The 25,880-nt window shown below is 75.6% G+C and carries 13 protein-coding genes, 1 tRNA gene, 1 other RNA gene and 1 pseudogene; 5 read left to right on the forward strand and 11 right to left on the reverse strand.

Annotation, left to right across the window (positions count from 1 at the left end; all coding sequences use genetic code 11):
* Window positions 1–82: 82 nt before the first annotated feature.
* The 8 genes from JE024_RS18145 to JE024_RS18180 all read right to left on the reverse strand — a co-directional run bounded on the left by JE024_RS18145 (window position 83) and on the right by JE024_RS18180 (window position 15,457).
* Window positions 83–2,674 carry a hypothetical protein gene (locus tag JE024_RS18145; RefSeq protein WP_205374596.1) on the reverse strand — a complete coding sequence of 864 codons (2,592 nt, stop codon included), beginning with the start codon at window positions 2,672–2,674 and terminating at the stop codon, window positions 83–85.
* Complete coding sequence (locus tag JE024_RS18150; RefSeq protein WP_205374597.1) at window positions 2,671–6,849, reverse strand: tubulin-like doman-containing protein; 4,179 nt, start codon at window positions 6,847–6,849, stop codon at window positions 2,671–2,673. The genes JE024_RS18145 and JE024_RS18150 overlap by 4 nt, the downstream gene beginning before the upstream one ends.
* 160 nt (window positions 6,850–7,009) lie before the next feature.
* The gene (locus JE024_RS18155) at window positions 7,010–9,373 is read right to left on the reverse strand and encodes a vWA domain-containing protein (RefSeq protein ID WP_244882943.1); all 2,364 of its coding nucleotides are present in this window, start codon (window positions 9,371–9,373) and stop codon (window positions 7,010–7,012) included.
* A gap of 111 nt (window positions 9,374–9,484) precedes the next feature.
* Window positions 9,485–10,087 (reverse strand): Pycsar system effector family protein, encoded by a 603-nt coding sequence (locus JE024_RS18160; protein WP_205374598.1) that lies wholly within the window; start codon window positions 10,085–10,087, stop codon window positions 9,485–9,487.
* Complete coding sequence (locus JE024_RS18165) at window positions 10,087–11,187, reverse strand: hypothetical protein (RefSeq protein ID WP_205374599.1); 1,101 nt, start codon at window positions 11,185–11,187, stop codon at window positions 10,087–10,089. Before JE024_RS18165 ends, JE024_RS18160 begins: the two co-directional genes overlap by 1 nt.
* A complete protein-coding gene (locus tag JE024_RS18170) occupies window positions 11,180–13,720 on the reverse strand; it encodes a hypothetical protein (protein ID WP_205374600.1) in 2,541 nt (846 codons plus the stop codon). The genes JE024_RS18165 and JE024_RS18170 overlap by 8 nt, the downstream gene beginning before the upstream one ends.
* A gap of 5 nt (window positions 13,721–13,725) precedes the next feature.
* Window positions 13,726–14,628: a hypothetical protein gene (locus JE024_RS18175; RefSeq protein WP_205374601.1), complete on the reverse strand. Its 903-nt coding sequence runs from the start codon at window positions 14,626–14,628 to the stop codon at window positions 13,726–13,728.
* A 91-nt stretch (window positions 14,629–14,719) separates the two neighbouring features.
* A complete protein-coding gene (locus tag JE024_RS18180) occupies window positions 14,720–15,457 on the reverse strand; it encodes a Crp/Fnr family transcriptional regulator (protein WP_205374602.1) in 738 nt (245 codons plus the stop codon).
* A 445-nt stretch (window positions 15,458–15,902) separates the two neighbouring features.
* On the opposite strand from JE024_RS18180, the gene JE024_RS18185 reads away from it, so the two are divergent.
* Both JE024_RS18185 and JE024_RS18190 read left to right on the forward strand, forming a co-directional pair.
* Window positions 15,903–16,466 (forward strand): hypothetical protein, encoded by a 564-nt coding sequence (locus JE024_RS18185; protein ID WP_205374603.1) that lies wholly within the window; start codon window positions 15,903–15,905, stop codon window positions 16,464–16,466.
* Between the two features lie 117 nt (window positions 16,467–16,583).
* Window positions 16,584–17,984, forward strand: coding sequence for a COG1361 family protein (locus JE024_RS18190; RefSeq protein WP_205374604.1), 1,401 nt, complete (start codon window positions 16,584–16,586; stop codon window positions 17,982–17,984).
* A 63-nt stretch (window positions 17,985–18,047) separates the two neighbouring features.
* On the opposite strand, the gene JE024_RS18195 is transcribed toward JE024_RS18190, so the two are convergent.
* Window positions 18,048–20,270, reverse strand: a complete 2,223-nt coding sequence (locus JE024_RS18195) for an FG-GAP-like repeat-containing protein (RefSeq protein ID WP_205374605.1) — start codon at window positions 20,268–20,270, stop codon at window positions 18,048–18,050.
* Between the two features lie 160 nt (window positions 20,271–20,430).
* Window positions 20,431–21,846: an aminotransferase-like domain-containing protein gene (locus JE024_RS18200; protein WP_205374606.1), complete on the reverse strand. Its 1,416-nt coding sequence runs from the start codon at window positions 21,844–21,846 to the stop codon at window positions 20,431–20,433.
* On the opposite strand from JE024_RS18200, the gene JE024_RS18205 reads away from it, so the two are divergent.
* On the forward strand, window positions 21,845–23,083 hold the full coding sequence (locus tag JE024_RS18205; protein ID WP_205374607.1) for an aminotransferase class V-fold PLP-dependent enzyme: 1,239 nt from the start codon (window positions 21,845–21,847) through the stop codon (window positions 23,081–23,083). The two genes, JE024_RS18200 and JE024_RS18205, sit on opposite strands and share 2 nt — an antisense overlap.
* Before the next feature lie 238 nt (window positions 23,084–23,321).
* On the opposite strand, the gene JE024_RS18210 is transcribed toward JE024_RS18205, so the two are convergent.
* A tRNA-Ser gene (locus JE024_RS18210) sits at window positions 23,322–23,409 on the reverse strand.
* Window positions 23,410–23,506: 97 nt separating this feature from the next.
* Between JE024_RS18210 and ffs the strand changes: the two genes are divergently transcribed.
* Together ffs and JE024_RS18220 are read left to right on the forward strand one after the other, a co-directional pair.
* Window positions 23,507–23,605, forward strand: an RNA gene (gene ffs / locus JE024_RS18215) — signal recognition particle sRNA small type.
* Between the two features lie 50 nt (window positions 23,606–23,655).
* Window positions 23,656–25,861: pseudogene (locus JE024_RS18220) on the forward strand (DNA polymerase III subunit gamma and tau).
* Window positions 25,862–25,880 lie beyond the last annotated feature (19 nt).

Here is a 25,880-nt window from a genome sequence, read left to right on the forward strand (position 1 = left end):
GCCGCGGGGCCCCGCGCTGCCGCGGGGTGTCCCGCGGCCGCCGGCGGGCGGGGCGGCGCGGTGCGCCGGTGCCCGGTCGGTGTCACCACCCGTCGCCGTCCCTTCCGGCGTACAGGTCCTGCTCCTCGGTCTCCGGGTCGGCGCCGTGGCGGGGGCGGACGGTGTCCACCACGCCCATCCGCAGCGGTGTGAGCCGGATCAGCCCCGCGTAGCGGCCGGTCGTCGTCCACAGCGGCTCCTCGTGCTGGGCGCCGCCGTGCGCCCGCCAGGCCGTCTCCACGTCGGTGCGCACGGCCTCCGGCGCGAACCGCAGCCACACGGCGGCGGCCGGGTCGCGGCTGAGCAGGGCGCCCTGCTCGGGGGAGGAGAGCTGGACGACGGTGCCCCGTTCGGTGTCCGCGCCGACCAGGGCGGCGACCCGGTGCGGGTCGGTGCCCAGCAGGTTCGCGGAGGTCGCGCGGACCCGGTGGGCGGCGGCGAACCGGGGGGCGGCCAGCACCCCGTTGCGCTGGAGGTGGATCCGGGCGTCGGACAGCAGATCGCGCACCCGCTCCTCGGTGTGGCGGGCGGCGAAGGCGCCGGCCTGGCCGCGTTCCACCGCTCCCCAGTAGGAGTCCATGGCGTCCATGGCGGCGTCCGTCAGGTCGTTCGCCAGGGTGGCGACCAGTTCGGGGCCGCCCTCTCCGGTCTCCCGGTGCAGCCAGCGCGGCACCCGGGCCGGGCGGTCGTCCCAGGACTCGGCGGAGTCCGCCTGATGGGGGACGGCCGCCTCCGGGGCGGCCGGGCGCTCGTCCCAGGCGTAGGCGCGCGCCCACTCGGTGTCGGCGTCCTCCGCGTCCGGGTGGGCGTCGGCCTCCAGGGTGGAGACGCTGCTCAGCCAGTCGTCGTCGGCCGGTTCGGTGACCGGCGCCGCCGTCCCGGGCGCCGTCGCGTCCTGGTGGGCGCGCCGGGGTTCGAACTGAGCCTCGGCGTCGGCGGCGTCCGCGGTGGCCCGCAGCATGCCGGCGACGGAGCGGGCCGCGTCGGCGCAGTACAGGCGCTCCTCGGCCGCCCAGTGCTCGCGCACCAGGCGGGCCAGCAGTCCGTCGAGGCCGGTGAGCGCCTCGCGCAGCGCGGCGGTACCGCGGCCTGCGGCCCAGCCGTCGGCGGCGGTGCGCCACAGCCGGCGCACCGTCTCCACGGTCACCCCGGCGGCCACCAGCAGACCGGTGGCTCCGGCCCACACCGGCAGCCCGGCCGCGTGGGCGAGCGCGACGCCGGCCACCGCCCCGCCGGCCGCGGCGATCTGCGGCCCGAGGGGCGGACGCCCACCCGAGCCGCCCGGGCGGGAGGCGTCCCGCAGCCGGGCCGCCCCGCAGAGCGCGGCGACGACGAAGGCCAGCGGCACCAGCGCGGCCAGGACGGCGAACGGCCCCTGCCACAGCGCGCCGAGCAGCCCCGCCCCGGCGGCGGCCACCGACGCGCCGACCGCCGGGGGCGGCACGGGGACGCCCTCGGCCCCGGCCCGCCGGGCCACCCGCTCGGCCGAGTGGGCGTCGAGCCGGGGCAGCAGGGAGGCCCCCGGTACCGGTTCGACCTGTCCCGCCAGCGCGGTGAAGCGCTGGGCCACCGCCCGCAGGGCGAGCCCGCGGTGCAGCAGCTTCCCGGCGAACTCCCGCAGGCCCTCGCCGATCCGGTCGCCCACACCCTCCGCCGAGGGCACGTGCAGACCGAGGGCGGCGAGCCGGGACGCCGCCTCGGCGGCGGACGGCGCGGCGCCGGAGCCGCCGTCGCTCTGCAGGGCGGTGGCGACGAGGTCCCGGTAGGAGCCGAGCGCCAGGTGCGCCTGCTCCAGGTCGTCCTCCAGGGCCGCGCGCCGGGTGCGGGCCAGCAGCCCCGGCAGCGACCGCAGCGCGGTGACGTCGTCCTCGGCGCGCTCCAGGGCCTGGGCGCACGCGTGGTACGCCTGGTCGGCGGCGCCGCCCGGGGTGCGGTGGCGCAGGTCCCGGCCGCCGCGGCCGGCGATCAGCCCCCGCAGCGACTCCGGGAGTTCGGCCCCCGACAGGGCGGTCGCCGGGACCGCCGCCGGCTCGTGGTCCTCGCCCGCGAACCGGGCGAGAGCGTCCCGCCAGGCCCGGTCGCGGACCTCCGGCGGCAGGTCCTGCTCCAGCAGCCGGACACCGGGCGCGGCCACGGCGTCGGGCAGCAGGGAGACGTCGTCGAGCGCGCGCAGGAAGACGTCCGGGACGGAGAGCACGTCGACCAGGACTGCCAGCGCGTCCGGGTCGTCGGGCGGGAGCTGCTCCAGCGCCGTCCTGGCGGACCGCAGGTCGCCCGCCCACAGCAGCGCGATGCCGGACGCCCGCAGCACGGACGGCCGCACCAGCCGCCGGTCGGGCAGGAACGCCTCGCCCTCCCGTGCGTAGGAGCCGGGGGAGCTGCCCACCAGCAGGACCAGGATCCTGATCTTGCCGAGGGCGCGGTAGGTGGTCAGCAGCTCGTACTGCCGCTGGTGGTCGGTGAGTCCGGCCGGGGTGTCGACCACCAGGAACAGCGGGTGGTCGGGCTCCGGCAGCCCGGCGCGGCCGAGCTGCCGGGCGACCTTGGCCCGCAGGACGGCGGGGGAGTCGATCTCCGCCGCCCCGGAGCGCAGGTCGAGGTGGACGACCGCGATCGTGTCATCTGACGGGATCATTCCGCGTCACCGTCCCAGGGGGCGCGGGGGTCGCGCGCGCGGCCGCGGCCGCCGGCGTCGTCGGCTCCGGGGCCGTCCGGTTCGTCCCAGGGGGCGGTACGGCGACCGCCGGAGTCATGGGCGGTACGCGGGGACTCGTCGCGCCCCTCGCCCCAGGTGCCCCAGGTGTCGTCGTCGTCCTCGCGCCGCCGGCCGGCGGCGCTCCGGCCGCCGTCCCCGTCCGCCGCCTCGCCGGTCAGGCCGGTGCCTCCCGCGCCCCGGTCCTCGCCGTCACGGGCGCCGGTGCCCCAGCCGTCGTCGTCGCGGCCGTCCCGGGAGCCCCGGGCCGCCTCGTCGCGGTACCCGTCGCGCGCCCCGAGGACGTCGTCGTCCCGGACCCCGCCGGTGCCCCGGGCGTCGTCGCGGTCGCGGGAGCCGCGGTCGGCGCGTGCCCCCGGGGCATCGTCGTCCCCGGTGTCGCGGGAGCCGCGCGCCCCGTCGTCCCGGGCGTCCCGGACCCCGCCGGTGCCCCAGGCGTCGTCGCGGTCGCGGGAACCGTGGGTGTCGCGGGTGCCCCGGGCGTCGTCGCCGCGGTCGGAGCGTGTCCCCCAGCCGTCCTCGTCGCGGTCGGCGCGCGACCCCCGGGCGTCGTCGCCCCGGCTGTCGCGGGCGCCGCGACCGCCCCCGGCGCCCCAGGCGTCGCGGTCGTCGCGGTCGTCGTCCGCCGGGGCGGACCGGCCGCCCCCGGTGCCCCGGGAGTCGTCGCCCCCGGTGTCCCGGCCGCCCCGGGCGGTGCCGCGGCGGTCACCGTGTCCGTCACGGGGACCACCGGTGCCCCAGCCGTCGGGGCGGCCCCGACCGGCCCGGTCGTCGTCCGGGACGGTGTGCGCCGGGCCGTCCCCGGCGCCGTAGCCGTGGTCGTCGTCCGCCGTCGTGCGCCGTCCGCCGGCGGTGGCGCCGGCCGGGGTGCGCGGCGCGGTGCCCCAGTCGTCGTCGTCCGCGCGCCGGCGCCCGGGCACCGTCGTCCCGGTGGCGCGGCGCGGCGCGGGTGAGCCGCCGCGGACGTGCTCCAGCAGGGTGCGCAGCGTCGGCTGGAGCGCCCGCTGGTCGCCGAACTCCGTGTCGAGCGCGGCCGGCAGCGTCACCGCCCAGAACTCCCGCAGCGGTCGCACCCATCCCTCGACCCGCTCGCCGCCGCGTTCCCTGCGGTCGTCCAGCAGTTCGAGCTGACGCGGCGCGATCTTCTCGACGAGTTCGACGAAGAGGGGATGGGGCTCGCTGCCGTTGCGGGCGAGGCCCGTGGGCTGGGCGCCCATCAGCTCGCGGCAGTAGTCCTCCACCGTCCGCTCGTCGTCGAGCACCGTCCAGCGCTCGTAGCTGCGCAGCAGCTCCGCCCAGCTGGAGACCCCGCCCGGGTAGTCGCCGAGCCGCAGCCGTACGCCCGGGACCTGGGCGCCCTGTTCGGGGAAGAGCCGCAGCCGGACCCGGTCGGGCGACGAGGTGTCCCCGTCCAGCACGTCCACCTGGCCGTTCCACATGCAGCACAGCAGCCGGTGCAGGATGACGCGCCGGTCCTCCTCGCTGCTGACCATCCAGGAGTCCCGGTAGCCCAGGCGCTGACGCCAGCGCAGCACGTCCTGCGCCTGTTCGGAGTCCTTGGCCCTGGCCCACTGCCGGAGCACCTTGCGGGCCTCGGGCACCTGGGTGAGGCTCATCTCGCTCCGGAAGAGGACCACGGTGACGGAGTCGCTCTCCACGCCCCGGTACTCCACCGAGTTCTTGGCGTCCGTGGGCAGTTGGAGCGCCTTGCCGAGGTACTCCTGCACCTCGTCGACGGCCTGCACCCGCGGATAGGTGACCAGCACCCGCAGCGGCCCGGTGCCCTCGGGGGTGAAGCCCACGGGCAGCAGCCCGGTGAGCTTCCGGCCGAAGAGCTCCAGGGCCTCCTTGCTGACGTGCTCCGCCGCGTCGCCGTCGCCCGCGGCCGCGGCCAGCAGGGTGCTCATGGCGGGCAGCAGGGGCCGCTCCTCCAGGTGTTCGCCGCTCTCCGCGAACAGCCGGGTGATCCGCCCTTCGAGCTGGGCCTTGACCGTGGCGACCGCCCCGTCGGGGTTGCGCCGGCTGAGGGTGTGCACCGCCCGCCAGGTGTCCCCGTCGATCATCCGGAGCAGCAGCGCGTCCTCCGCCTCCGTCTCGCGCAGCCCCTCCCGGCGGACCAGCCGGGTGACCACGTCCTCGTAGAAGTGGTTGAGGGTGCGCTGCGGCGGCAGCAGGTACGAGATGCCGGTGCGGTCCTCGTAGAGTTCGAGCCCCTTCTGCGCGGAGACCTTGCGCTCCCGTTCGGCGTGCTTGACGAAGGCGTTCACCAGACGGCCGAGGTCGGCGCCCGCGGTGTCGGCCTGCGCCTGCCAGCGCTGCTGCTGCTCCCGCCACGCCTCGTGCCACACGGAGTGGCAGCGCCAGCGGTACCAGGTGTCCTGTTCGTGGAGGGCGGCCCGGACGTCGTCGTCGCCCCAGCGGGCCGGTGACATCCCGGCCAGCCGGCCCTTGATCCGGGGGACCTTGGGCGGCTGGTCGGTGACGCCCGGCGGGCGCTGGGGCGCGCGGGCGCGGCTGTTCAGCATGCCGAGGAAGCCCGCCCGCGCGATGGCCTCGTCGCTGTCCGGCACCCCCTTGACGAGGCGTTCGGCGACGAACGGGTCGACGTTCTGGAGCAGTTTGTCGATGGCGGGCCGCGGGGCGAAGCGGTCGGCCATGGAGGCGGCCTCGCGGGCGGCGATGGTCTGGAGGTCGGAGAGCAGCCGCTGCATGTCCGCGACGCGTTCGCCGAGGGCCACCTCGATCGCCCGGCCGCCGCGGGGCAGCGGGTCGGGGTCGGGGACGTCGAGCTGTTTGCGTTCCCAGAGCTCTTCGAGGTTGGCGTCGGCGAACAGCCGCCGGATCATGGGCACCGCGTCGTCCCGCAGCACGGCGCGCGGCCGTTCCAGCAGGTCCGTGACGGCCCGGCGCAGGAGCCGGCCGGCCACCAGGTCCGCGAGCTGGTCCATCGGCGCGGTCATGGAGGCCACCAGGCTGGTGGAGACGCCCTGCCGGCCGATGCCGGTGGGGGAGACGGCGCTGCGGTGCACCCCGCGGTTGATGAAGCTGGCGGCGAAGGTCTGGTAGTCGTCGTCGGCGGCCATCGTGCGGCCGCGCGAGCGCCCGTCGCCGAGTTCGGTGCCGATCAGCGACATCACCAGCGACACGATGGAGCGCCGCAGGTCGTCCTGGCGGATGCCCGCGGTCGGGCTGAACAGGAAGGCCGTCGGCAGGATGCCGGTGCGCAGCCGGACCGGGGTGGTGCCCGGGTAGCGGATGCCGAGTCCGCCGTCGTGGTCCAGGTCGCCGATCTCGGCGCCCTCGGTGGGCGCGTTCTGCCCGTCCACCAGGCGGAACAGGTCGACCAGCGCGCGGGCGGCGTTGAGGTCCGCCTCGCGTCCGCCGCCCGCCGACGAGGCGAACGACGACGGCATGACCACCAGCGGATAGATCTTCACGCCGTTGAAGCGGCGCATCTGGAAGGCGTGGTTGATCAGGTGGAGGTAGTCCAGGAAGATCCCGGCCCCGGTGCCGCCCGCGACGGAGAAGGCCACGAACACGTCGCAGCCGCTGACCTTCCCGCCGCCGAACTCGCTGAGTTCGCCCGCCGACCTGGCGATGGCGTCGATCGCCTGGAGCAGCGGTTCCAGCACGGGGGCGAGGGAGTGCCGCAGGGTGGCGAAGAGGGCCGCCCGGCCGACGGTGGGGAGCTGTCCCGCGCCGTTGTGCAGGGGGGTGACCTTCGGCTCGTCGGTGCGCGGCGGCAGCCAGTCGGCGACCTCGTCGCGCAGGCTCGCCCGGAGCATCTTGGTGACCTCGGGCGAACTGTCGAAGTTCGGCAGCAGGTTGTGGGTGGCCCGCGAGGTGCGGGAGTAGGCGGCGCGCAGCGAGGGGTCGACGTTGAACTGCGGCAGCCGCTGGAGGTCGGACTCGCTGTAGTCGGCGTAGACGAACTGGAGGCACTCGGGCAGTTGGTAGGGCGCGTGGCCGCTCAGATGGCCGAGGGCGGTGCCGTCGGGGCCGCAGAGCTCGGCGCGCAGTTTGCGTTCGAGTTCGGCGCCGACCAGTCCTCCGGTGCCGCCCAGGCCGACGAAGAGCATCGGCTGGAAGATCTTCATGGGTTTCCTCCCCGTGGCGGCCGTGTCGGAGGCCGTCCCCGTCCTTGGTGCGTCAGTGCTGTTTCGGTGCTGCGTCGGTGCCGTGCGCTCGCGCGCTCGCGCGCTCCGGTGGGGCCGGCACCGGCGCCGGGTGGGGGCCGGTGCCGGTGTCAGGAGGGCCTCACAGGTACGCGTCGTAGGAGCCGCCCCCCTGTGTCCCGCCGTCGGGTGCGGCGGACGCGGTGGTGGGCCGCGGGCCGCCCTGGGCGTGCGGCCCCGGGCCGGCCAGGGCGAGGCTCAGGTTGTCGGTCAGTTCGACCTGTCCGTGTTCGGTCAGCCGGGTGCGGCCGCCGCCCCGCTTGCGCAGCACCGCGCCGCCCTCGGGGCTGCGCTGCACCGCGTACGGGCCGTTGCTCCGCCGTTCGATGCGCGGGTTGCGGTGCGGTTCGACGACGGCGAACTCGTACCACTGCTTGTGGCCGTGCCCGGCCCGGTGCTCGGCGACCACCTCGCCCGTCTCGGAGACCAGCCGCAGCACCAGGCCGGCCGGGTCCCGGCGCCTGCGGCGCTGGCCCAGCAGCAGGACCGCCGCCACGACCGCCGCGGCCAGCAGCGCCGCCGCGGTGAGGAAGCCCCACCAGTACTTCTCCCACAGGCCCGGTTCCGGGGTCACCCGGACCGAGAGGGGCTCCTGCACCAGGGTCAGGTCGCCGCCCTCGGTGCCGGTGTCGACGACGGTCACCGTGCCGCCGAGGCGCAGCCCGTCGTCGCCGAGCCGGTTGCCGAAGACATCCGCGGGGGCGACCTCGACGGTCACCTTCCTGGTGCCGGAGTCGCCCGGCTCCACCACGATCTCGGCGGGGGAGACGACGAGGTGCCCGGCGCGCACGTCGGCCATCGACAGGCGCAGGGTGTGCGGCCGGCCGTCGGTGTTGTTGACGGCCAGGTCGCCGGTGATCCGGGCGCCCGGGTGGACGTCCGCGTCGCCGAGGGTGAGCGCCGCGGTGACGGGCAGTTCGGCCGGGGCGACCCGGCCGGGCTCGCTGCGGGTGTCGGCGCTCAGGCCGGACGCGGTGAGCGTGCCGGTGACCTCCAGCGCCCCGGCCGCGCTCCCGGGGATCCGTACGGTGCCGGTGAACGAGGCGTCGCCCGCGTCCGGGTCGGGCCCCTTGCCGTCGTCGGTGAGCGTCAGGGGCACGGGTGCGAAGCCGTCGCCGGTGAGGCTGCTGGTCACCTTCAGTCCGGCGTAGTCCCGGGGGTCCTTGACCGCGTAGTTGTCACGGGTCTGGAGGCGCATGGTGACCGTGGCCTTCTGGCCCGCCTGCGGCGACGGCGGGTCCATGGTGATCGCGCCGCGCAGTTCGCCCTGCCACAGCACGCTGACGCCGACGGGCAGCGAACGGTGCCCCTCGGGCGCCTCGGCCTTCACCTTCCAGACGCCGGGCAGCGGGTCGGTGATCCGCAGGGCCTCCACGGTGTCCTCGGCGCCGGCCAGTTCGAACGCCGAGCCCCGGGCCTTCCCCGTGGTCGGGACCGGCTTGCCGGAGGGGTCGACGTAGGTGATGTCCACCTCGGCGTCGCCCTTGTCGACCACGATGCTGCCGACGGTCGCGAGGGGCGAGATGGCGATCTCCAGCGTGGCCGGGGGGCGCCTCCCCTCAGGGCCCGGCTGGTAGCGCAGGCAGTGGGCGGCGGCGAAGACCTTCTCCAGCTTCGGGCCGAGGTCCTTCGCCCCGCTCGTGACGACGTCGGCCGTCGGGCGGGCCGAGGGGAGGTCGACGCAGCCCTTCTGGTAGCCGCCGGCGGCGATCCGGTCGAGCTGCGCCTTGTCGGGCGCGGAGCCGAAGCCGAGCGGCCAGATCTGCACGTCGTTGGCGGCGGCGCTCTCCAGCGCGGCCGTGAGCTGCCGCTCGCCCTCCTCCTTCCGGTGGCTCTCGTCGCCGTACTTGGCGCTGCCGGAGACGTCCATCACGCCGTCGGTGAGGAGGAAGAGGACCCGGGGCACCGACGGGTCGGTGCCGGTGGTCAGTTCGTGCACGCCCTGGCGGATCGCACTGGGGAAGTCGGTGCCGGTGCCCTCCTTCTCCGTGCGCTTGCGCAGTTTGCCGACGCAGTCGCCGATGGTCCTGCGGCCGGCGGCGTCCAGCGTGGTGCGCGGGCACACCGGGTCCACCGCGCTCTGGCCCTCGGCCTCGGCCGCGGCGAAGCCGAAGACGGTGACGCGGGACGACGCCGAGACGTCGCCCAGGGCGATCCGCTTGGCGGCGGCCTTCTCCGCCGCCATGTCGGCGTCCGAGAGGCTGGCGGACTCGTCCACGGCCACCGCGTAGTTGACCGAGGTGAAGGCGGGCTTCACCTCCGCCGGCGCCCGGCCGGGACCGGCGTACGCGGCCGGCGACGCGAGCACCGCGGCGGTGGCGAGCACCGCCGCGGCGCCGCGGCGCGCCCAGGTGCGGCGGGCGCGGGCGCCCTTCGTACGGATCCGGCCGGACGTCTGCGGACGAAAGCCACTCGCCGGACGCCGCGATCCCCTCACTGTTCCCACCGGGTTCCCCTCATGTCGTCTCTGGTGCGTGCGCGGGCCGTGCGCGCGGCTCTCGCGCGCGGCCCGCGGGTACGGCTTCGGCGTGCGGCCCGGCGGGTTCCCTGCCGCCGGTCAGCGCGCCAGGCTCCAGCCCAGGGCCAGGGCCGCGGCCGGCGCGAGGGTGGCGACACCCCAGCGGATGGCCCGGTACTTGGCGGACAGGATCGAGCTGACGTCCACCGCCTGGATCAGCAGCCATCCGGTGGGGTCGCGCCCCGCCTCGGCGACCGCGGCGGTGAGCCGGCCGCTGTCGACCGGCTCCAGCAGGTCGGAGAAGAACGTCACCCCGTCCCCGTCCCGGAGCGTGCGGGTGCGGGGCATGAGCGCCCGAACCAGGGCGGTCACCGCGACCACCCACAGCGCGCCGGCGACGACCAGGGCCGTGTCCCCGGGCCAGCGCCAGTCCGGTGCCCCGTGCCGTCCGATGAGGAAGGCTGGCAGGGCGAGCGCGCCGGAGAGCAGCACGGCCGCCTTGGAGTCGGCCCGGCCCAGGTCCTCCCGCACGGTGGCGAGCAGGCGTTCGGCGATGCGTTCTCCGGCCCGGTCGTGCGGGTGCCGACCCCCGTCCGGCACGGGCACGACCGGGTCCGGGGCGGTGCGGACCCCCGTTGTCCCACCGCCCGGCGCGGCGCCCCCCGGCGCCGCGTCGTCCCTGACTCCCCCGTCGGCCGTCATCAGTCCTCCTCCGCCCACGGCCATCCGTCGTCCTCGTTGCTGAGACGACGCCGACGCGGCGGTTCCGGTTCCGAACTCCCTTGATCCACAAGGGAGTTCGAGCCACGATCGGATGTTCGGGCCGCGCGCCGGTCGCCCCGCGAAGGCGGTTCGTCCGCGACCCAGTCCGGGGTGAACGTCTCCGGCGCGTGCGGCCCGGGCCCGGCCGTGAGCTCCGGCGCGCGCCGCCGGGCGGGCGAGGGCCCGATCGGGCCCCGGACCTGCTGGCGGCCCTGGTCGAGCAGCTCCAGCGCCTGCCGTTCCACGTCGCTGGACTGGATCTGGCCGCCGGCCACCAGGTCGAAGAGGCGGTCGACCCGCTCCTTCTCGTCCTGGCGGCCCTCCTGGCGGATCTTCTCCAGGAACTCCTTGGCCTCCTCGGGCTCCTTGGCCAGCATGTAGCTGAGCTGCTCCAGCCGGCCGCCCTGGAGCATCGCCCGGAACGCGGTCTGGTGGACCTGGGTCAGCGCGGCCGAGGCATGGGCGTCCCGGATGTCCTCGGAGTGGCTGATCGTCCGGTCGTCCACCCGCAGCCGCACGTACAGGCGTACGCGCAGCCCGAGTTCGGCGCCCAGGTCGTCCCACCGGCCGCCCGCGCACTGGCCGGTGATCGCCCGGTCGGCGCGTTCGGCGTCGGACACCCGGTACTGGGAGGAGACCTCGCGCAGCCGCTCCAGCACCGGCGCGGTGAGCCGCGCGGCGACGTCCGTGACGACCTCGGTGGCGGCCAGGAACGGATTCTCCACCGACCAGTGGATGTCCACCTCCGCCTTGAAGAACGAGGTGCCGCCCGCGGCGGGCAGCTCCATCTGGAGCTGCGACTGGAAGGTGCCGAGCGCGATCTCGCACACGGTGTGGGGCCGGGCGAGCGCCCGCCGGTTGTGGTGCTCGACACCGGAGACGGTGGCCACGCTGTGCCCGCCGTTCCGGTAGAACAGCACGGACGCCTTGCGGGCGCCCGAGTGCCGGAACGCGCCGGTCGGCGTGTACTCGCCGAGGAACGGGCCGGCCGGCTCGTCCGCCCGGCCCTCGTCCGCGGCCGCGTCGTGGCCTTCAGCCATCTCTCTCCTCCTCGCGCCTCCGGTCCCGCGGCGCGTCGGCGAGCCACCACAGGGCGCGCGCCTGCGCGTCGGGGAGCGGATCGTCCTGATCCCTCATCATTCGGCGCAGCAGCCAGTCGAGCTGCCGCAGGTCGGGCTCCTCGGCGAACATCGCGGGCAGCAGCGCCGCGAGCCCCGCCCGCGTCCACTCGGCGCCGTCGCGGCGGACCGCGGTGCGCAGCAGCGACTCCAGCGCGTCGAGCGCCACCTCCTTGGACCGCGCGGTGTTGAGCGCGGTCCACAGCAGGTCCGCCATCGGCCGGACGAGCTCGGGGCGGACGACGGCGAGCGCGAGCGGCAGCGGCCAGTCGCCCCGGTCCCCCAGCGGGGAACCGTCCTCGTCGTCGCGCACCTCGTCGACGCGGGTGACGGCGAGGCGGACGGTCGTGACCAGCCCGAGGTCCTGGTACTCCGCGCGCTTGTGGTGCGTCCACGCGTCCACCCGCCGCAGCACGGCCGGCCCGCCGGGACCCGCCAGCAGCCGCACCGCGTTGAACGAGGCGACGGCGAGCTGCTCCCCGTCGTCCCTGGTCCCGATCCTGGCCAGGGCGTCCAGGGTGTCGTCGGCGGTCGCCGCCGCGTTCCCGTAGCCGAGGGCCATGGCCGCGGTCCAGCGCAGCGCCTTCGTGCCGTAGCGGCTCCAGTCGTCGACCACCCTGCGCACCGCCGTGCGGTGGGAGGCGTGCCCGGCCGCCTGGTCGAGGGTGGTGGCCGCGAAGATCCGGCGGCGCGGCGCGGACGCCTCGGCCAGCGGCCGGATCAGCTCCGCCCAGCCGTACTCGAAGTCGCGTACGCACAGTTCGCCGGCGGCCACCGCGGCCCGCATCCACACCTGGGGACGGGGGTCGTCGGCCAGCAGCCGCAGCCAGCGCACCACGGGCGCGCGGACCGGGAAGTGCCGGTCCCAGACCTCCGACAGCACCGCGGCGGGCAGCGCCGACCCCCGGTACCAGATCAGCCGGGCGTCCACCTCGGAGCCGGCCACCTCCACCCGTCCGGCCTTCGCCTCCGCCCGCGACAGCGCGAGGTCCGTCTCGGGGTCGTCGCAGAACAGCGGGCGCGCGGGGGTGGTCTCCGGGTCGCTCTGCACGGAGAGCTCCCAGGTCAGCAGATGCGCCGCGGAGGCCACGGCACTGTGCGACGCCCCGCCCAGCACGGCGAGCGCGATCCGGAAGGCGACCGGGTGGAAGAGGGCCGCGGCGCCGGGCCGCGGCGCCGCCCTGTCGCCGTGCGCCGCCGGGGGCCCGGCGAGGGCCCGGTCCACCCCGGCGAACCACTCCTGGGCCTGGGCCGCGGCGATGGTGCGGCAGCCCGTCAGCAGCTGCTCGTACGAGAGGTCGCCCAGCAGATGTCCGGCCAGCAGCGACGCCACCAGCCCGGCCTCGGCCGGCCGCAGGTCCTTCAGGCCGACGGCCTCCTTCACCTCCGCCCGGCCCGCCAGCTCCGACGCCCTGCCCAGCAGACCGTCATGGCCCCGGGGTGCGGCGTCCACGGTGCCGGCGGGGGCCCGGTCCGCCAGCAGCTCCTCCAGCCGGGCGGCGAGCAGCTCGTCCGTGGGCACGGGCGGACAGCGCATCCCGTAGCGCCCGGTCACCAGCGCGTCGGCCGCGGCCCCGAGGGGCACCACGATCACCGCGTACGCCCCGGCCCGGTCCAGCGCGTCGGCCAGCGCGTCCAGGTCCATCTCCTCGGGCGGCGACTCACCGGGCGCCGCGAGGGCGAGCTCCATCAGATGGCCGCCGGCCTCCCCCGCCGGGGCGGCGTCCGCCGCGGAGAGCTTCTCGGTGAGCCGCAGCACGTCCGGCTCGACGCGGCTGACCTGGCCGCGGGCCCCGTCGGCGACGGCGAGCTCGTCGAGCAGGGCCAGGGCGGTGCTGGTGCGTCCCGTCCCGGGGGCGGCGCCGAGCACCAGCAGCCGCCGGGCCCGGAGCGCCGTGCGCAGACCGGGGTAGCCCTCGGGCGCGACATAGGCCCGGCGCAGCCGGCGCAGTTCGTCCTCCGGCACCGGGCCGCTGCGCACCGCGTGTCCCGGGCGAGGGGCGTCCACCCGCAGGTGGATGTCGCCGATGTGGGCGCTGCTGATGGAGGAGCGGTCGAAACTGATCCGGTCCCGGCCGGTGTCGAAGAGCGTCCTGCCGGAGCGGCGGGCGCGTGAGGCGGCGGCGAGGTCGGTGGGGCCGTCCTCGCCCTGCTCGTCCGCGAGCGGGTCGCGGGTGTGCTCGCGGAAGCGGCCCGCGGCGCGCTCCCGTTCCCGCTCGCGCTCGGCGGCCTCGTCGTCGGGCCCGGTGCCCTCGCCGCCGTCCCGGTCGCGTTCGCGGTCGCCGTCCCGGTCGCCGTCACGGCCCCGGTCGCGATCCCGGTCCTTCTCGCGGTTCTTGTCCCGGTCCCTGTCGCGGTCCCGGTCGCCGCCCTTGTCGCGGCCCGGGGACTTCGGGGGCGCGTCGTCCGCCCTCGGCCGCTCGCCCTCGGGCGCCGGCTGCTGGTCGTCCGCCATCCGGCTCACCCCTTCCGGCGGTCGGCGTCGCCGGTGACCCGCCCGATGTGGACGGGGGCCCGGTAGACGTTGCCGCTGTGGTGGGACATGTCGCCGTGGACGGTGTAGCGGGCGTCCGCCCCCGGGACACCGTCGCCGTCCTCGTCGTGGTCCTCCCGGGCGTCGTCGGGGGAGCCGTCCCGGGCGCCGAGGTCTTCCGCGTCGTCGGGGGCACCGCCCGGGTGCCCGCCGTCCCCTGCCCCGCCCGGGGCGCCGCCCGGCGCGGTCGCGCCGCCGTCCCCGGCGGGGTCCGCTCCGCCGCCCGGCCCCGGTATCGCGGGGGCGGGCCGCCCCGGCAGGTGGAACCAGGCCCGCACCTCGCCCTCCTTGAGGGCCAGCGCGGCGGGGGACCAGCGGTCGGGCTCGATGAACTTGCCGCCCGGGACGACCACGTCCGCGTGCAGCGAGTCGGAGACCACCAGCACCAGATCGGCCCGCTCCGTGTCCAGCAGGCCGCGCGCCACGGGCGAGTCGGCGAGCCGGCAGGCCAGGTCGACGGCGCGTCCGCTGATGCCCCGGTCGTCGTGGCGGACCGGCCCGACGTGCATGGCCACCCGCAGCCCGAGCGGCACCCGCAGCGAGCGGTTCTCGTCGCGCAGGGCCTCGTGGACCTCGACCGTCCACAGCCCGAGCAGCCGGGTCACGGGCACCCGCCCGGTCACCGCCACCAGCACGCCGTCACCGCGGTCCTCCATGTGGAGGGCGTCGCGTGCCACCCGGGCATGCGCGAACGCCCCCTCCAGGACGCGGTAGACGCGGGCCCGCATCCGGGGCTTGTCGACGTCGTCGTAGCCGCCGGAACGCCGGGCGTCGACGCTGATGACCAACTCGTAGTGCGCTTCGGCGACTTCCCTCGACCCGTCGTCCACGCTGCTCCCCCAGTCGTTCCTCTCGCGTCCCTCCAGCTTCCGGCCCGGGACCGGGGCCGTCTGTAGCCGTTTACACACGGCGGCGGGCGTTCTACTCGCGTTGCCCGCCCGGGTGTTCGGCCTCCTCGTGGCCGTGCGCGAGCAGGGCGAGCAGGGCGGGGTCGAGGATCTCCACCAGCCGGTTGCCGGTGCGCACGACGCGCTGGCTGCGCAGCAGCCGCAGGGCCTTGGCGACGGCCTCGCGGGTGGCGCCGACCGTCGCGGCGAGCTCGTCCTGCGCGAGGTGGACCACGGCGCCCGAGCGGGGCGCGCCGGGTGCGGCCGGGCCGTAGGGGCCCGACGGCTCGGCCCGGGAGAGCTCGTCGAGCCGGCTGGCCAGGCGCTGGAGGACGGTCAGCGAGGCGAGCGCGGACCGCTCCTGGTCGGCGCTGCGGAGCCGGAAGGTGAGCTGGCGCATCACCAGGGAGCCGACCCGCGGGTGCATGGCGAGAAAGCGGCGGAACGCGTCTCCGCCGATGACCTGGGCCTCGATGGGTCCCAGGGCCCTGACCGTGGCGCTGCGGGGGTGGCTGTCCAGGGCGGCCATCTCGCCCAGCAGTTCACCGGGGCCCCGCAGCCCGAGTATCAGGCGGGTGTTCCCGCGGTCCGTCGACACCGAAACGGTCACCCACCCCCGAAGAATGATCACGACATGGCGGGAGCGGTCCCCCTCGGTCAGGAGGTGGTCGTCGGCCGCGTACCGCCTCCGGCTGCCGAGGGCCATGACGCTCTCGTTCTCCTGGGCCGTGAGTGCGCGCGCGAACGCCACCTCATCGCCGAGCAGCCCCATGGCCACTCCCCCCACGGCTGTCCGGAAGGCTGGTTTCGATTGGCCATGATGGTTGCAGGGTGATCCATTGGTGTGGTTCAGATCACGCCAGGTTGCCTCTACCTCCGAGTAGCGGACGTCCTTCCAGGTAAGCGGACCGTGCCTCCGGAAGGGCCGTCGCATACTCCCCACCCGTACCAGGGCCGGCCGTCGGCCCGGCACCCCCCGAGGTCGCGCTCCGCCGTGCCGCCCACCAGGTCAGGGCACACGCGAGCGCTCCGCGCCGGCCGCAGGGTGCCGGATTCGTCCGGTGTCCGGAGTTGGCGAGAACTCGGGTTTCCCGGGGCGTAACTCCGCAAAGCCCTTGCGGCGGCGCCCGCGTCTTTGCCCGCCGGGCCGGTCCCGAAGGAGTGATCACCGGTGTGGCTGCGTGATCGGGCGCCCGAAGATCACCAAGGTGGCGCGCATGCGCCTTCCTTCCTCCCTGCCGCGCCGTGTCCTCCTCCCGGTCGCGGCCGCCGCCGCCCTGCTGGGCACGGCCGCCACCGCCTCCGCCGACGCGGCCGAGGCGTGCGGTTCGGTGATCACCGCCCCCCTCGCGCCGACCGCCTCCGCCGACGAGCCCTGCCCCAGCGCCGACCCGGTCGTCTGCCGCATCCGGGTGCTGCCGATGGACGAGAAGGTCGAGGCCCAGCGGACCCGGATGCGCTACCACGCGCTCCTGGAGGAGATGCACCGCACGGAGGCCGACATGCGCGACGCCGGCGCCACCGACGAGGAGATCGCCCGCGAACTGGTCGACATGCGCAACCAGGCCAAGGAGATCACCCGCGCGGGCATGACCCCCGAGGAGGTGCGCGTCCTGGAGGAGCGCAACATCGCCAAGTACGGCAACCCCCTCGGCCCCACCGCGGACCAGCTCTTCGCCAAGTACGGCTCCTGGCAGCAGGTCACCGACGCCTCGATGCGCACCAGCTACGCCGTGGACCGGGAACTCTCCCTCGCCTACCGCCCCTGCCCCGTCCGCTGACCAGGGCGCGACGCGCCCGACGAAGCGTCAGGTCGCGTGACAGGCAGTCCTGGTGAGGCACCGCGAGGCACCCACTCGTCGTACAACCATTCGACGGGTGGGTGAGTCAGCCTGGGCATGACACGTCTCCACACCTCGCGCCGCGCCCGCCGGGCGCTGGTCCCCGTGCTCGCCGCCTCGGCCCTGCTGACGCTGGGGGCCGCCGCCCCCGCGTCCGCCGAGAGCGACCAGCTCTGGGTCTACTCCGACCCGTACGAGCTGGTCCTGCCCGGCGCCTACGAGGACGGGACCGCTCCCGAGCGGACCGTCGCCCTCAAGGTCTCGCACGACAACATCGGCAACCCGGTCGGTGCGGGGCGGATCAGCGTGGACGCCGCCGAGCTGGCCGCGTTCGCCACGGTCCGGTGGCCCGCCGACTGCGACGTCCAGGACGCCGCCACGGCCGTCTGCGACGTCCCCCCGCTCACCGGCACCGACGTCGTCACCGCCGCCGAGCTCACGCTCTCCGCCCTGCCCGGCGCCCCGGCGGACGCGGCCGGCGCCCTGCGCTACACCGCCGTCCACGGGGACATGACGTCCCACCCGGGGGAGACCCGGGTGACCGTGGGGAACGGCCCCGACCTGGCCCTCACCCAGTCCCCCCGGCAGGACGGCGTCGTTCCCGGCAGCAGGATCACCGTCCCCGCCACCCTCACCAACAACGGCAACCGCACGGCGGACGGCGTCCTGCTGAAGCTGTTCGCCTCCCGGGGCCTCGCCTTCACCCAGCGGCCCGCGAACTGCGAGTACCTCGACACGGAGGTCGGCACCGAGGCGCTGTGCGTCCTCGACCGGGCGGTGGCGCCCGGAGACGCGTACGCCCTGGTGAACCCGGTGAAGGCCGGCCGGAACGCCCTCTTCGACCGCTACGACTACTCGGTCGAGCCCTGGTCCGCCGAAGCCCTCGACGCCGCCCGGGCCGGCCGCACCTGGACCCCGGGCACCGGGGCCGAGCTGGTCCTGCGGCCCGCGGCGGCCGCCCGCACGGCCCTCGTCCCCGACCTCGACCCGCAGGACAACCACCGCTCGGTGATCATCCACGCCGCCAACACCGCCGACCTCCGGCTGACCGGCGCCCGCGTCACGGGCACCGTCGGCGACACCGTCCAGGCGGGCGTCACGGTCAGGAACCGCGGACCGGCCTGGATCGCCTCGCTCGGCGCGGGCGAGCCCGCCGCCACCGTCGACGTCCGCATCCCCGCGAACGCGTCCGTCACCGGCCGGCCCGACGAGTGCTACGCCCTCACCGCCGACGGCGAATGGCGCGAGGAGCAGCTCGGCGCGCCCCGCTACCGCTGCACCACCCCGGTGTTCCTGAACGAGCGCGCGGCCCACGCATTCACCTTCGGCCTGCGGATCGACGCCCCGGGCACCGCCCGGGCCGTGAGCGGCATCGACAACGACCAGTTCGAGCCGCCCGTCCGCTCCTTCGACCCCGACCTGACCAACAACACGGCGGCCCTGGTCGTCACGGGCTGACCCCGCACACGCCACGGGCCCCGGCCGCACCGCGGCCGGGGCCCGTCCGTGCTCCCGAGGCCGTCAGGCGACGGGGTCGAACGCGGTGCCCTCGCCCGCGTACAGCGAGGTCGACCGGCGGCTGAACGGCGCGGTGGCCGTGCCCGTCGAGCGGTACACCCAGGTGCCGTCCCCGCCGTACGCGATCAGGTCCGCCCGCCCGTCGCCGTCGAGGTCGCCGGCGCCGACGAGGGAGCTGAACACGCCCCAGCCGCCGCCGATCCGCACCGGGGCCGAGAAGTTGCCGCGGCCGTTGCCCTGGTAGAGCCAGAGCACCCCGGCCGTGTCGCGGGCGACCAGGTCCCCCGCGGTGGTGCCGGCGATGTCGCCGACGGCCGTGAGCTGGTTGTAGACGCCCCAGCCGCCGCCGACGCGGGTGCGGGCGGCGAAGGGGGCGGTGTCCGAGCCCGTGCCCTTGTAGAACCAGAGCACTCCGGCGGTGTCCGCGGCGACGAGGTCGGCGCGGCCGTCGCCGTCGAGGTCCGAGCCGCCGGTGATCCGGTCGTAGACGCCCCAGCCGCCGCCGACGCGGGTGCGGGCGGCGAAGTTGCCGTCGCCCTTGCCCGCGTAGTGCCAGAGCACCCCGGACCCGTCGGCGGCGACGAGGTCGCCGACCCGGTTGCCCACGATGTCGCCGACGGCCTCGATGTGCTTGTACGTCTGCCAGCCCGCGCCGATCCGGGCCCGCTGGGACGCCGCGAACACGCCGTCCACCGGCTTGTTGCGCAGGTCGTCGCGCCACAGCACACCGGACGCGTCCCGCGCGAGGACGTCGGTGGAACCGTTGTCGTTGTAGTCGTGCGGGTCGGCCGCCCGGGAGACCGTCATGAAGTAGCCCTGGTAGGCGGGCTCGCCGACACCGTCCGCCGGCGCCGCCTCGGCCTCCACCGCGTACTTCCCGTTCGGCGCGTCCACCCCGTCGGCGAGGCCGTCCCAGGTGAACGGGAAGTACGTGTCCGGACCGGTCAGCCGCCGGTGGATCTCCTTGCCCGTGGCGATGTGGGTGAGCGTGACGTCCAGGTGGGCCGCGGGCCGCGAGAGCGTCCAGTGCAGCGACACCTCGCCGCCGTCCTCGTCCAGGTCGACCGTCTCGGGCACGTACTCCTGCGAGAAGCCCAGCGGCGCCGGAGCACCCGGCTCCGCGACCTTGGTGACCTCGGGGGCGCCGTCCTGCCCGGCCGCGATCCGGAACAGCCCCTCGCCGTCGGCGGCCCGCCGGCCGCTGAACACGGCGCTGCCGTCGGCCGCGCGCGCCGAGCTGGTCGCGACGTCCAGCAGGTCACGGCTCCCGCCGTCGGCCAGGGACACGGCCCGGGCCGGGTTGTCCGCGTTGCCGTACACCAGCCGGTCGCCCACGAGTTCCATGTGCCACTCGTCGCTCCGGGAGCCGATCACGGTCTGCTTCTCCTCGCCCGTGGCGCGGTCGACCGACGTGACGTACAGCCCGGTGCCCGACTTCCAGTCCAGCCAGGCCACATGGGAGGTGGAGAACATCATCCGGCTGAAGCCGTACCCGGACTCGGCGGCCGTGTAGGCGGTGGTCACCGTCCTGTCCGTCAGCTCGATCAGCGCCCGGCCGCCGGTCCGCGCGCCCTCGGGGCCGGTCGCGTACCCGACGAAGGCGATACCGTCCCTGACCGGCGCGCTGGTGAAGAACTCGGTGGCGTCCGCGGGCAGCCCCGAGACCTTGCGGCTGGTGGTCGCGGCGCCGTCCTTGCTCACGACGTGCAGCTCCGCCGTGCCGTCCTCGTGCGTCACCTGCGCGAGCACGCTCGTCGGGCCCACCACGGCCACGTAGTTGGCGCCGAGGGCGCCGAGGTCGATGTCCACGCCCGGGGCGGCCGGGTCGGCCATGTCCCGCAGAGTGAGGGCGCGCATCTGGGACGTCCAGTTGTCGTCGCCGAGCGCGATCACATCAGTGCCCGAGGTGGCCCATCCGCCGCCCTCGGGGTAGTCGATCCGCACCGCGGCCCCGCCCGTGTACGGAGTCCAGTGCAGCTCCCTGGTGCCGTCCTGGGTGAAGGAGTAGGTGAGGAACCCCGTCGCGCCCGTACCCGCGAGCTCGGAGCCCTCCGGGAACACGGGCAGGGCCGCGGGCTGTTCGTCGGCGGCCGGCGCCGCGAGAGGACCCGCGGGCGCGGCGAAGGCGGCCGGCGCGACGGCCAGGGTGCCGGCCCCGAGGGCCGTGACGGCGAGGACGGCCGTGACGGCCGAGGCGAGACGGATACCGGTGGAGCGGAACTGCAAGGCGAACCCCCACGAGAAGACCGGACACGAATGTGTCGTGTCCGGTCGGACTCATGATCGGGTCGATCAGTTGTACGGAACTCCCCGCGAACCGGGCCGAGTTCCCTCCGGATCGGGCACCACGCGACCGCGCAGGTCGACGTGCCGGTCCTGATGCGCCTCACTCCGGCCCGGGGCCGAGGTCCGTGAGCGCAGCCCCCAGCCGGCGGGCGCCCTCGGTGAGCTCGGCGTGGTCGGCGGTCGCGGCGAACCCGATCCGCAGGTGGGCCGCCGGCGGCTCGGTGGCGAAGTAGCGGCATCCGGCGCTCACGGCGACGCCGCGCCGCCGGGCGGCGCTCGTGAGCACGGTGTCGTCCACGCCGGGCGGCAGGCGAAGCCACAGGTGCAGTCCGCCGGCGGGCGGCGTGGCCAGGGCCGCGCCGGGGATCTCCCGGGTGACGGCGGCGGCCAGCACCGCGCACCGCTCCCGGAGCACCGTGCCGAGGGACCGGACGTGCCGGTCCCAGGCCGGGGAGCTGAGTACTTCCAGAGCGGCCTCCTGGAGGGGGCGGGTGACGAAGAAGTCGTCGACCAGGCGCACCGCCCGCATACGTTCCCTCACCGGTCCGCGTGCCACCAGCGCCCCGATCCGCAGGCTCGGTGCCGCGGGCTTGGTGAGCGAGGTCACGTGGACGACCGTGCCGTCGCGGTCGTCCGCCACCAGCGGCCGGGGCACCGTGCCGCCGTGTCCCAGGTGCCGCGCGACATCGTCCTCGATCACGAACGCGCCCGAAGCGCGCGCGACATCGAGGATCTGCCCGCGCCGTTCGGGTGCCAGCACGGTGCCGGTCGGGTTCTGGAACGTCGGCTGGCAGTACAGCAGCCGTGCGCCGGTCATCGCGAAGGCGTCGGCCAGCATGTCGGGCCGCAGGCCGTCGGCGTCGATCGGCACCGGCACCGGCCGCAGGCCGGCGGCGCGGGCCGCGGCCAGGGCCCGGGGGTAGCTGGGGGACTCCACCAGGACCGGGCTGCCGGGCCCGGCGATGGCCCGGAACGCGATCGACAGGGCGCTCTGTCCGCCGGCGGTGACCAGCACGTCCTCCGGGGCCACGCTGCCGCCGGCCATCCGGGCGAACACGGTGCGCAGCGCCGTCAGGCCGCCGGCCGGGGCGCGGTCCCAGGCGTCCGGACGGCGTGCCGCCCGCGCCAGTGCCGCGCTCAGGACCCGGGTGGGCTGGAGCGAGCGGTGCAGATAGCCGCCGTCCATGGTGATCGTCCCGGCCGGTGGCGGTCCGAGCGGGTCGGCGATCAGGTGGGTGTCGACGGCGCGGTCGGTGAGGGCGACCGTCTGCCAGTCGGTGTCGGCGGCTCCGCCTCGGAGCCGGGGGCGGTGCGCCACGTACGTCCCACTGCCCGGACGGGTCACCACCGCGCCCTCGGCGGCCAGCGCGGCGATGGCCCGCGTCACGGTCGCGGGGCCCACCCGGTACTCCTTGGTCAGCTCCCGGCTGCTCGGCAGCCGGTCACCGGGCGACAGCCGGGAGAGCAGCGTACGGAGACTGTCGGCCAGTGCGCCAGAAGTGCTACCGTCATTCATGTCGGAAGAGAATAGCGCTACTGCATCAGCCCGGGAAGCACTTCAGCTGGACGTCGCCGCCCTGCGGGCCGACACCCCGGGCTGCCGGAACGTCATCCACTTCAACAACGCGGGCTGCGGGCTCCTGGCCGCGCCGGTGGTGGACGCGATGATCGGCCATCTGCACCTCGAGGCGCGGACGGGTGGTTACGAGGCGGCCGCCGCCCGAGCCGCCGAAGTGCGCGGCTTCTACACGGAGATCGCCGCCCTCATCAACACCACGCCCGACAACATCGCCTTCGCGGGCAGCGCCACCCACGCCTATGCCAACGCCCTGTCCTCGATCCCGTTCGAGGCCGACGACGTCATCCTCACCACCCGCGACGACTTCGTCTCGAACCAGATCGCCTTCCTGTCCCTGCGCAAGCGATTCGGCGTACGCATCGTCCACGCGCCCGACGCGCCCGAGGGCGGGGTCGACGTGGAGGCGATGGCCGCGCTGATGCGGACCCACCGCCCGCGCCTGGTGTCCGCCACCCATGTACCCACCAACTCGGGTCTGGTCTCGCCGGTCGCCGAGATCGGCCGCCACTGCCGTGAGCTGGACCTGCTCTATCTGGTCGACGCCTGCCAGTCGGTGGGCCAGTTCGTCATCGACGTGGAGGAGATCGGCTGCGACTTCCTCACCGCCACCTGCCGCAAGTTCCTCCGCGGCCCGCGCGGCTCCGGATTCCTGTACGTCTCCGATCGCGTCCTGCGCGCGGGGTACGAACCGCTGTTCATCGACATGCACGGTGCCCGCTGGACCGAGCCGGGCCGCTACGAGCCCGCCGGGACGGCGGCCCGGTTCGAGGAGTGGGAGTTCCCCTACGCCACCGTGCTCGGCAGCGCCGCCGCGACGCGCTACGCCCGCCAGGTCGGCATCGAGGCCGTCGAGCAGCGCACGCCGGCGCTCGCGGCCCGGCTGCGCGACCGGCTCGAACCCGTTCCGGGGGTCCGCGTGCTCGACCGCGGCCCACGGCTCGCCGCGCTCGTCACCTTCCAGGTGGAAGGCTGGCAGCCGCAGCCGTTCAAGGAGGCCATGGACGCTCGCGGCATCAACTCGGCGCTCAGCTTCCGCGAGTTCGCGCAGTTCGACTTCGGGGACAAGGGCGTCGACTGGTGCCTGCGCCTGTCGCCGCACTACTACAACACCGAGGAGGAGGTGGACCACGTCGCCGACGCGGTCGCCGGCCTCGCCCGCCGGGGCCGGCGATGACAGCAGCACGGAGGCGGGCCGCACAGCCGCTCCCGGAAGGCCCCGACGGCTTCCCGCGGCAGGAGGCCCGGCCACCGCCCCGATCGTGTGCCGACCCGCCGTGAGACGCAGCACACCAGGCCGAAGCCCGGGCGGCGCGCGGTGCCGCCCGGCCCGCCGGTGACCGACGGGAGCCGGGGAACGCCGAAGGGCCCCACCTCGCGGTGGGGCCCTTCGACGTATTGCCCGGTGAGAGCAATGGCGGAGGATACGAGATTCGAACTCGTGAGGGGTTGCCCCCAACACGCTTTCCAAGCGTGCGCCCTAGGCCTCTAGGCGAATCCTCCGCGGCAAACAATACAAGACGTTGAGGAGTGCTCGCGAACCCGTTCCGGAGGCGGGGCGAGGGGGGTCCGAGCACCCCGTCGGATCGGGTAACCTGGGGCCAGCCCCTCACGTGGCGCTATCTGACTGAACTCCCCCAGGGCCGGAAGGCAGCAAGGGTAGGTCGGCTCTGGCGGGTGCGTGGGGGGCGCTTTGCGTGGGGTGCGGGGCGGCACGGGTTGTCGGTGGGCCCCGATAACCTCGTAGGTGTGTCGTCCCTTGCGCTGTACCGCCGCTATCGCCCCGAGTCGTTCGCCGAGGTCATCGGGCAGGAGCATGTCACCGATCCCCTCCAGCAGGCCCTGCGGAACAACCGGGTCAATCACGCGTACCTGTTCAGCGGTCCGCGCGGCTGCGGCAAGACGACCAGCGCCCGTATCCTCGCCCGCTGCCTGAACTGCGAGCAGGGGCCGACGCCCACGCCCTGCGGGGAGTGCCAGTCCTGCCGGGACCTCGCGCGCAACGGGCCGGGATCCATCGACGTCATCGAGATCGACGCCGCCTCCCACGGCGGTGTGGACGACGCCCGTGAGCTGCGGGAGAAGGCCTTCTTCGGGCCCGCGAGCAGCCGGTACAAGATCTACATCATCGACGAGGCCCACATGGTCACCCCGCAGGGCTTCAACGCCCTGCTGAAGGTGGTCGAGGAGCCGCCGGAGCACCTGAAGTTCATCTTCGCGACGACCGAGCCCGAGAAGGTCATCGGCACGATCCGCTCCCGCACCCACCACTACCCCTTCCGGCTGGTGCCGCCCGGCACGCTCCGCGAGTACCTCTCCGAGGTGTGCGGCCGCGAGGGCATCCCCGTCGCCGACGGGGTGATGCCGCTGGTCGTGCGCGCCGGAGCCGGTTCGGTGCGTGACTCGATGTCCGTGATGGACCAGCTGCTCGCCGGCGCGGCCGACGACGGTGTGACATACGCCATGGCCACCGCCCTGCTCGGCTACACCGACGGTTCGCTGCTCGACTCGGTCGTGGACGCCTTCGCCTCCGGCGACGGGGCCGCGGCCTTCGAGGTCGTCGAGCGGGTCGTCGAGGGCGGCAACGACCCGCGGCGCTTCGTCTCCGACCTGCTGGAGCGCCTGCGCGACCTGGTGATCCTGGCCGCCGTGCCGGACGCCGGGTCCAAGGGCCTGATCGACGCGCCCGCCGACGTGGTGGAGCGGATGCAGGCGCAGGCGTCCGTGTTCGGCGCGGCCGAACTGAGCCGCGCCGCCGACCTGGTCAACCAGGGGCTGACCGAGATGCGGGGCGCGACGTCCCCGCGGCTCCAGCTCGAGCTCATCTGCGCGCGGGTGCTGCTGCCCGCCGCGTTCACCGACGAGCGCTCGTTCCAGGCGCGGCTCGACCGGCTGGAGCGCGGCGCGGCGGCCGCCTTCTCCGCGCCCGGCCCCGGCCCCGCCATGGGATATGTGCCGGGCCCCGAGGCCCAGCCGCACGTCCCCCCGGGCGGCGGGCCCGCGGCGGCCCGCGCCGCCGCACGTCCCGAGGCGGCCGCCCCGGCGCCCGCCCCCGCCGCGCCCTCGGCGGCGCCGCCCGCCCCGGCCGTGCCCCCCGCCCCCGTGGCGCCCGCCGCGTCCGCCCCGCCCGCCGAGCAGGCTCCGCCGCCGCAGCCCCCGGCCGCCCGCCCCGGCGCCTGGCCCGGTGCGAGCGCGCCCGCCCCGGCGGCCGCGCCGGAGGCCCGGCGTCCCGGCGGCTGGCCCACCGCGTCCGCCCCCGGCAGCGGCGCTCCGGCCGCCCCGTCGGCCCAGGCGCCCCGGCCCGCGGCCGCCGCCCCTTCGGCGGCCCCGGCGTCGCCCGTGGCCGCGCAGGGCGCGGGCCAGGTGCGGAGCATGTGGCCGGACATCCTGGAGGCGGTCAAGAACCGCCGCCGCTTCACCTGGATCCTCCTCAGCCAGAACGCCCAGGTGGCCGGCTTCGACGGCACCACCCTCCAGCTCGGCTTCCTCAACGCCGGCGCCCGCGACAACTTCGCCAGCAGCGGCAGCGAGGAGGTCCTGAAGCAGGCGCTCGCCGAGCAGTTCCACGTGCAGTGGAAGGTGGAGGCGATCATCGACCCGTCCGGCGGCGCGGGCGGACAGCCGGCCCCCCAGGGCGGCGGCTTCCAGCCCTCCGGCGGCCCGGGCGCCCCCGGCCCCCAGGGCGGGTACGGCCAGGGCCGCCCGCCCGCGCCCCCGCCGCGCCCCCGGCGCCCCCGCTCCCCGGCCGCAGGCCGCCGCCCCGGCCCCGGCCGCCCCCGCGGACCGGCCCCGCCCGGCCGAGTCGTACTCCCCGCCGCCGCCCCCGCCGGTCTCCATCGAGGACGACGTGCCCGAGGAGGACGACCCGGATCTGGTGGACTCCGCCCTGTCCGGGCACGACCTGATCGTGCGCGAGCTCGGCGCCACGGTGGTGGAGGAATATACGAACGAGTAGCGGGCCCGTCCTCGGAGGC

The organism is Streptomyces zhihengii, from assembly GCF_016919245.1.
Lineage (GTDB): Bacteria > Actinomycetota > Actinomycetes > Streptomycetales > Streptomycetaceae > Streptomyces > Streptomyces zhihengii.

What these genes read in the sequence shown, in the direction of transcription:
- JE024_RS18145 (WP_205374596.1), bottom strand. Translation starts at nt 2,674, where the DNA reads ATGATCCCGTCAGATGACACGATCGCGGTCGTCCACCTCGACCTGCGC.
- JE024_RS18150 (WP_205374597.1), bottom strand. Translation starts at nt 6,849, where the DNA reads ATGAAGATCTTCCAGCCGATGCTCTTCGTCGGCCTGGGCGGCACCGGA.
- JE024_RS18160 (WP_205374598.1), bottom strand. Translation starts at nt 10,087, where the DNA reads ATGACGGCCGACGGGGGAGTCAGGGACGACGCGGCGCCGGGGGGCGCC.
- JE024_RS18165 (WP_205374599.1), bottom strand. Translation starts at nt 11,187, where the DNA reads ATGGCTGAAGGCCACGACGCGGCCGCGGACGAGGGCCGGGCGGACGAG.
- JE024_RS18170 (WP_205374600.1), bottom strand. Translation starts at nt 13,720, where the DNA reads ATGGCGGACGACCAGCAGCCGGCGCCCGAGGGCGAGCGGCCGAGGGCG.
- JE024_RS18180 (WP_205374602.1), bottom strand. Translation starts at nt 15,457, where the DNA reads ATGGGGCTGCTCGGCGATGAGGTGGCGTTCGCGCGCGCACTCACGGCC.
- JE024_RS18185 (WP_205374603.1), top strand. Translation starts at nt 15,903, where the DNA reads ATGCGCCTTCCTTCCTCCCTGCCGCGCCGTGTCCTCCTCCCGGTCGCG.
- JE024_RS18190 (WP_205374604.1), top strand. Translation starts at nt 16,584, where the DNA reads ATGACACGTCTCCACACCTCGCGCCGCGCCCGCCGGGCGCTGGTCCCC.
- JE024_RS18205 (WP_205374607.1), top strand. Translation starts at nt 21,845, where the DNA reads ATGTCGGAAGAGAATAGCGCTACTGCATCAGCCCGGGAAGCACTTCAG.
- JE024_RS18200 (WP_205374606.1), bottom strand. Translation starts at nt 21,846, where the DNA reads ATGAATGACGGTAGCACTTCTGGCGCACTGGCCGACAGTCTCCGTACG.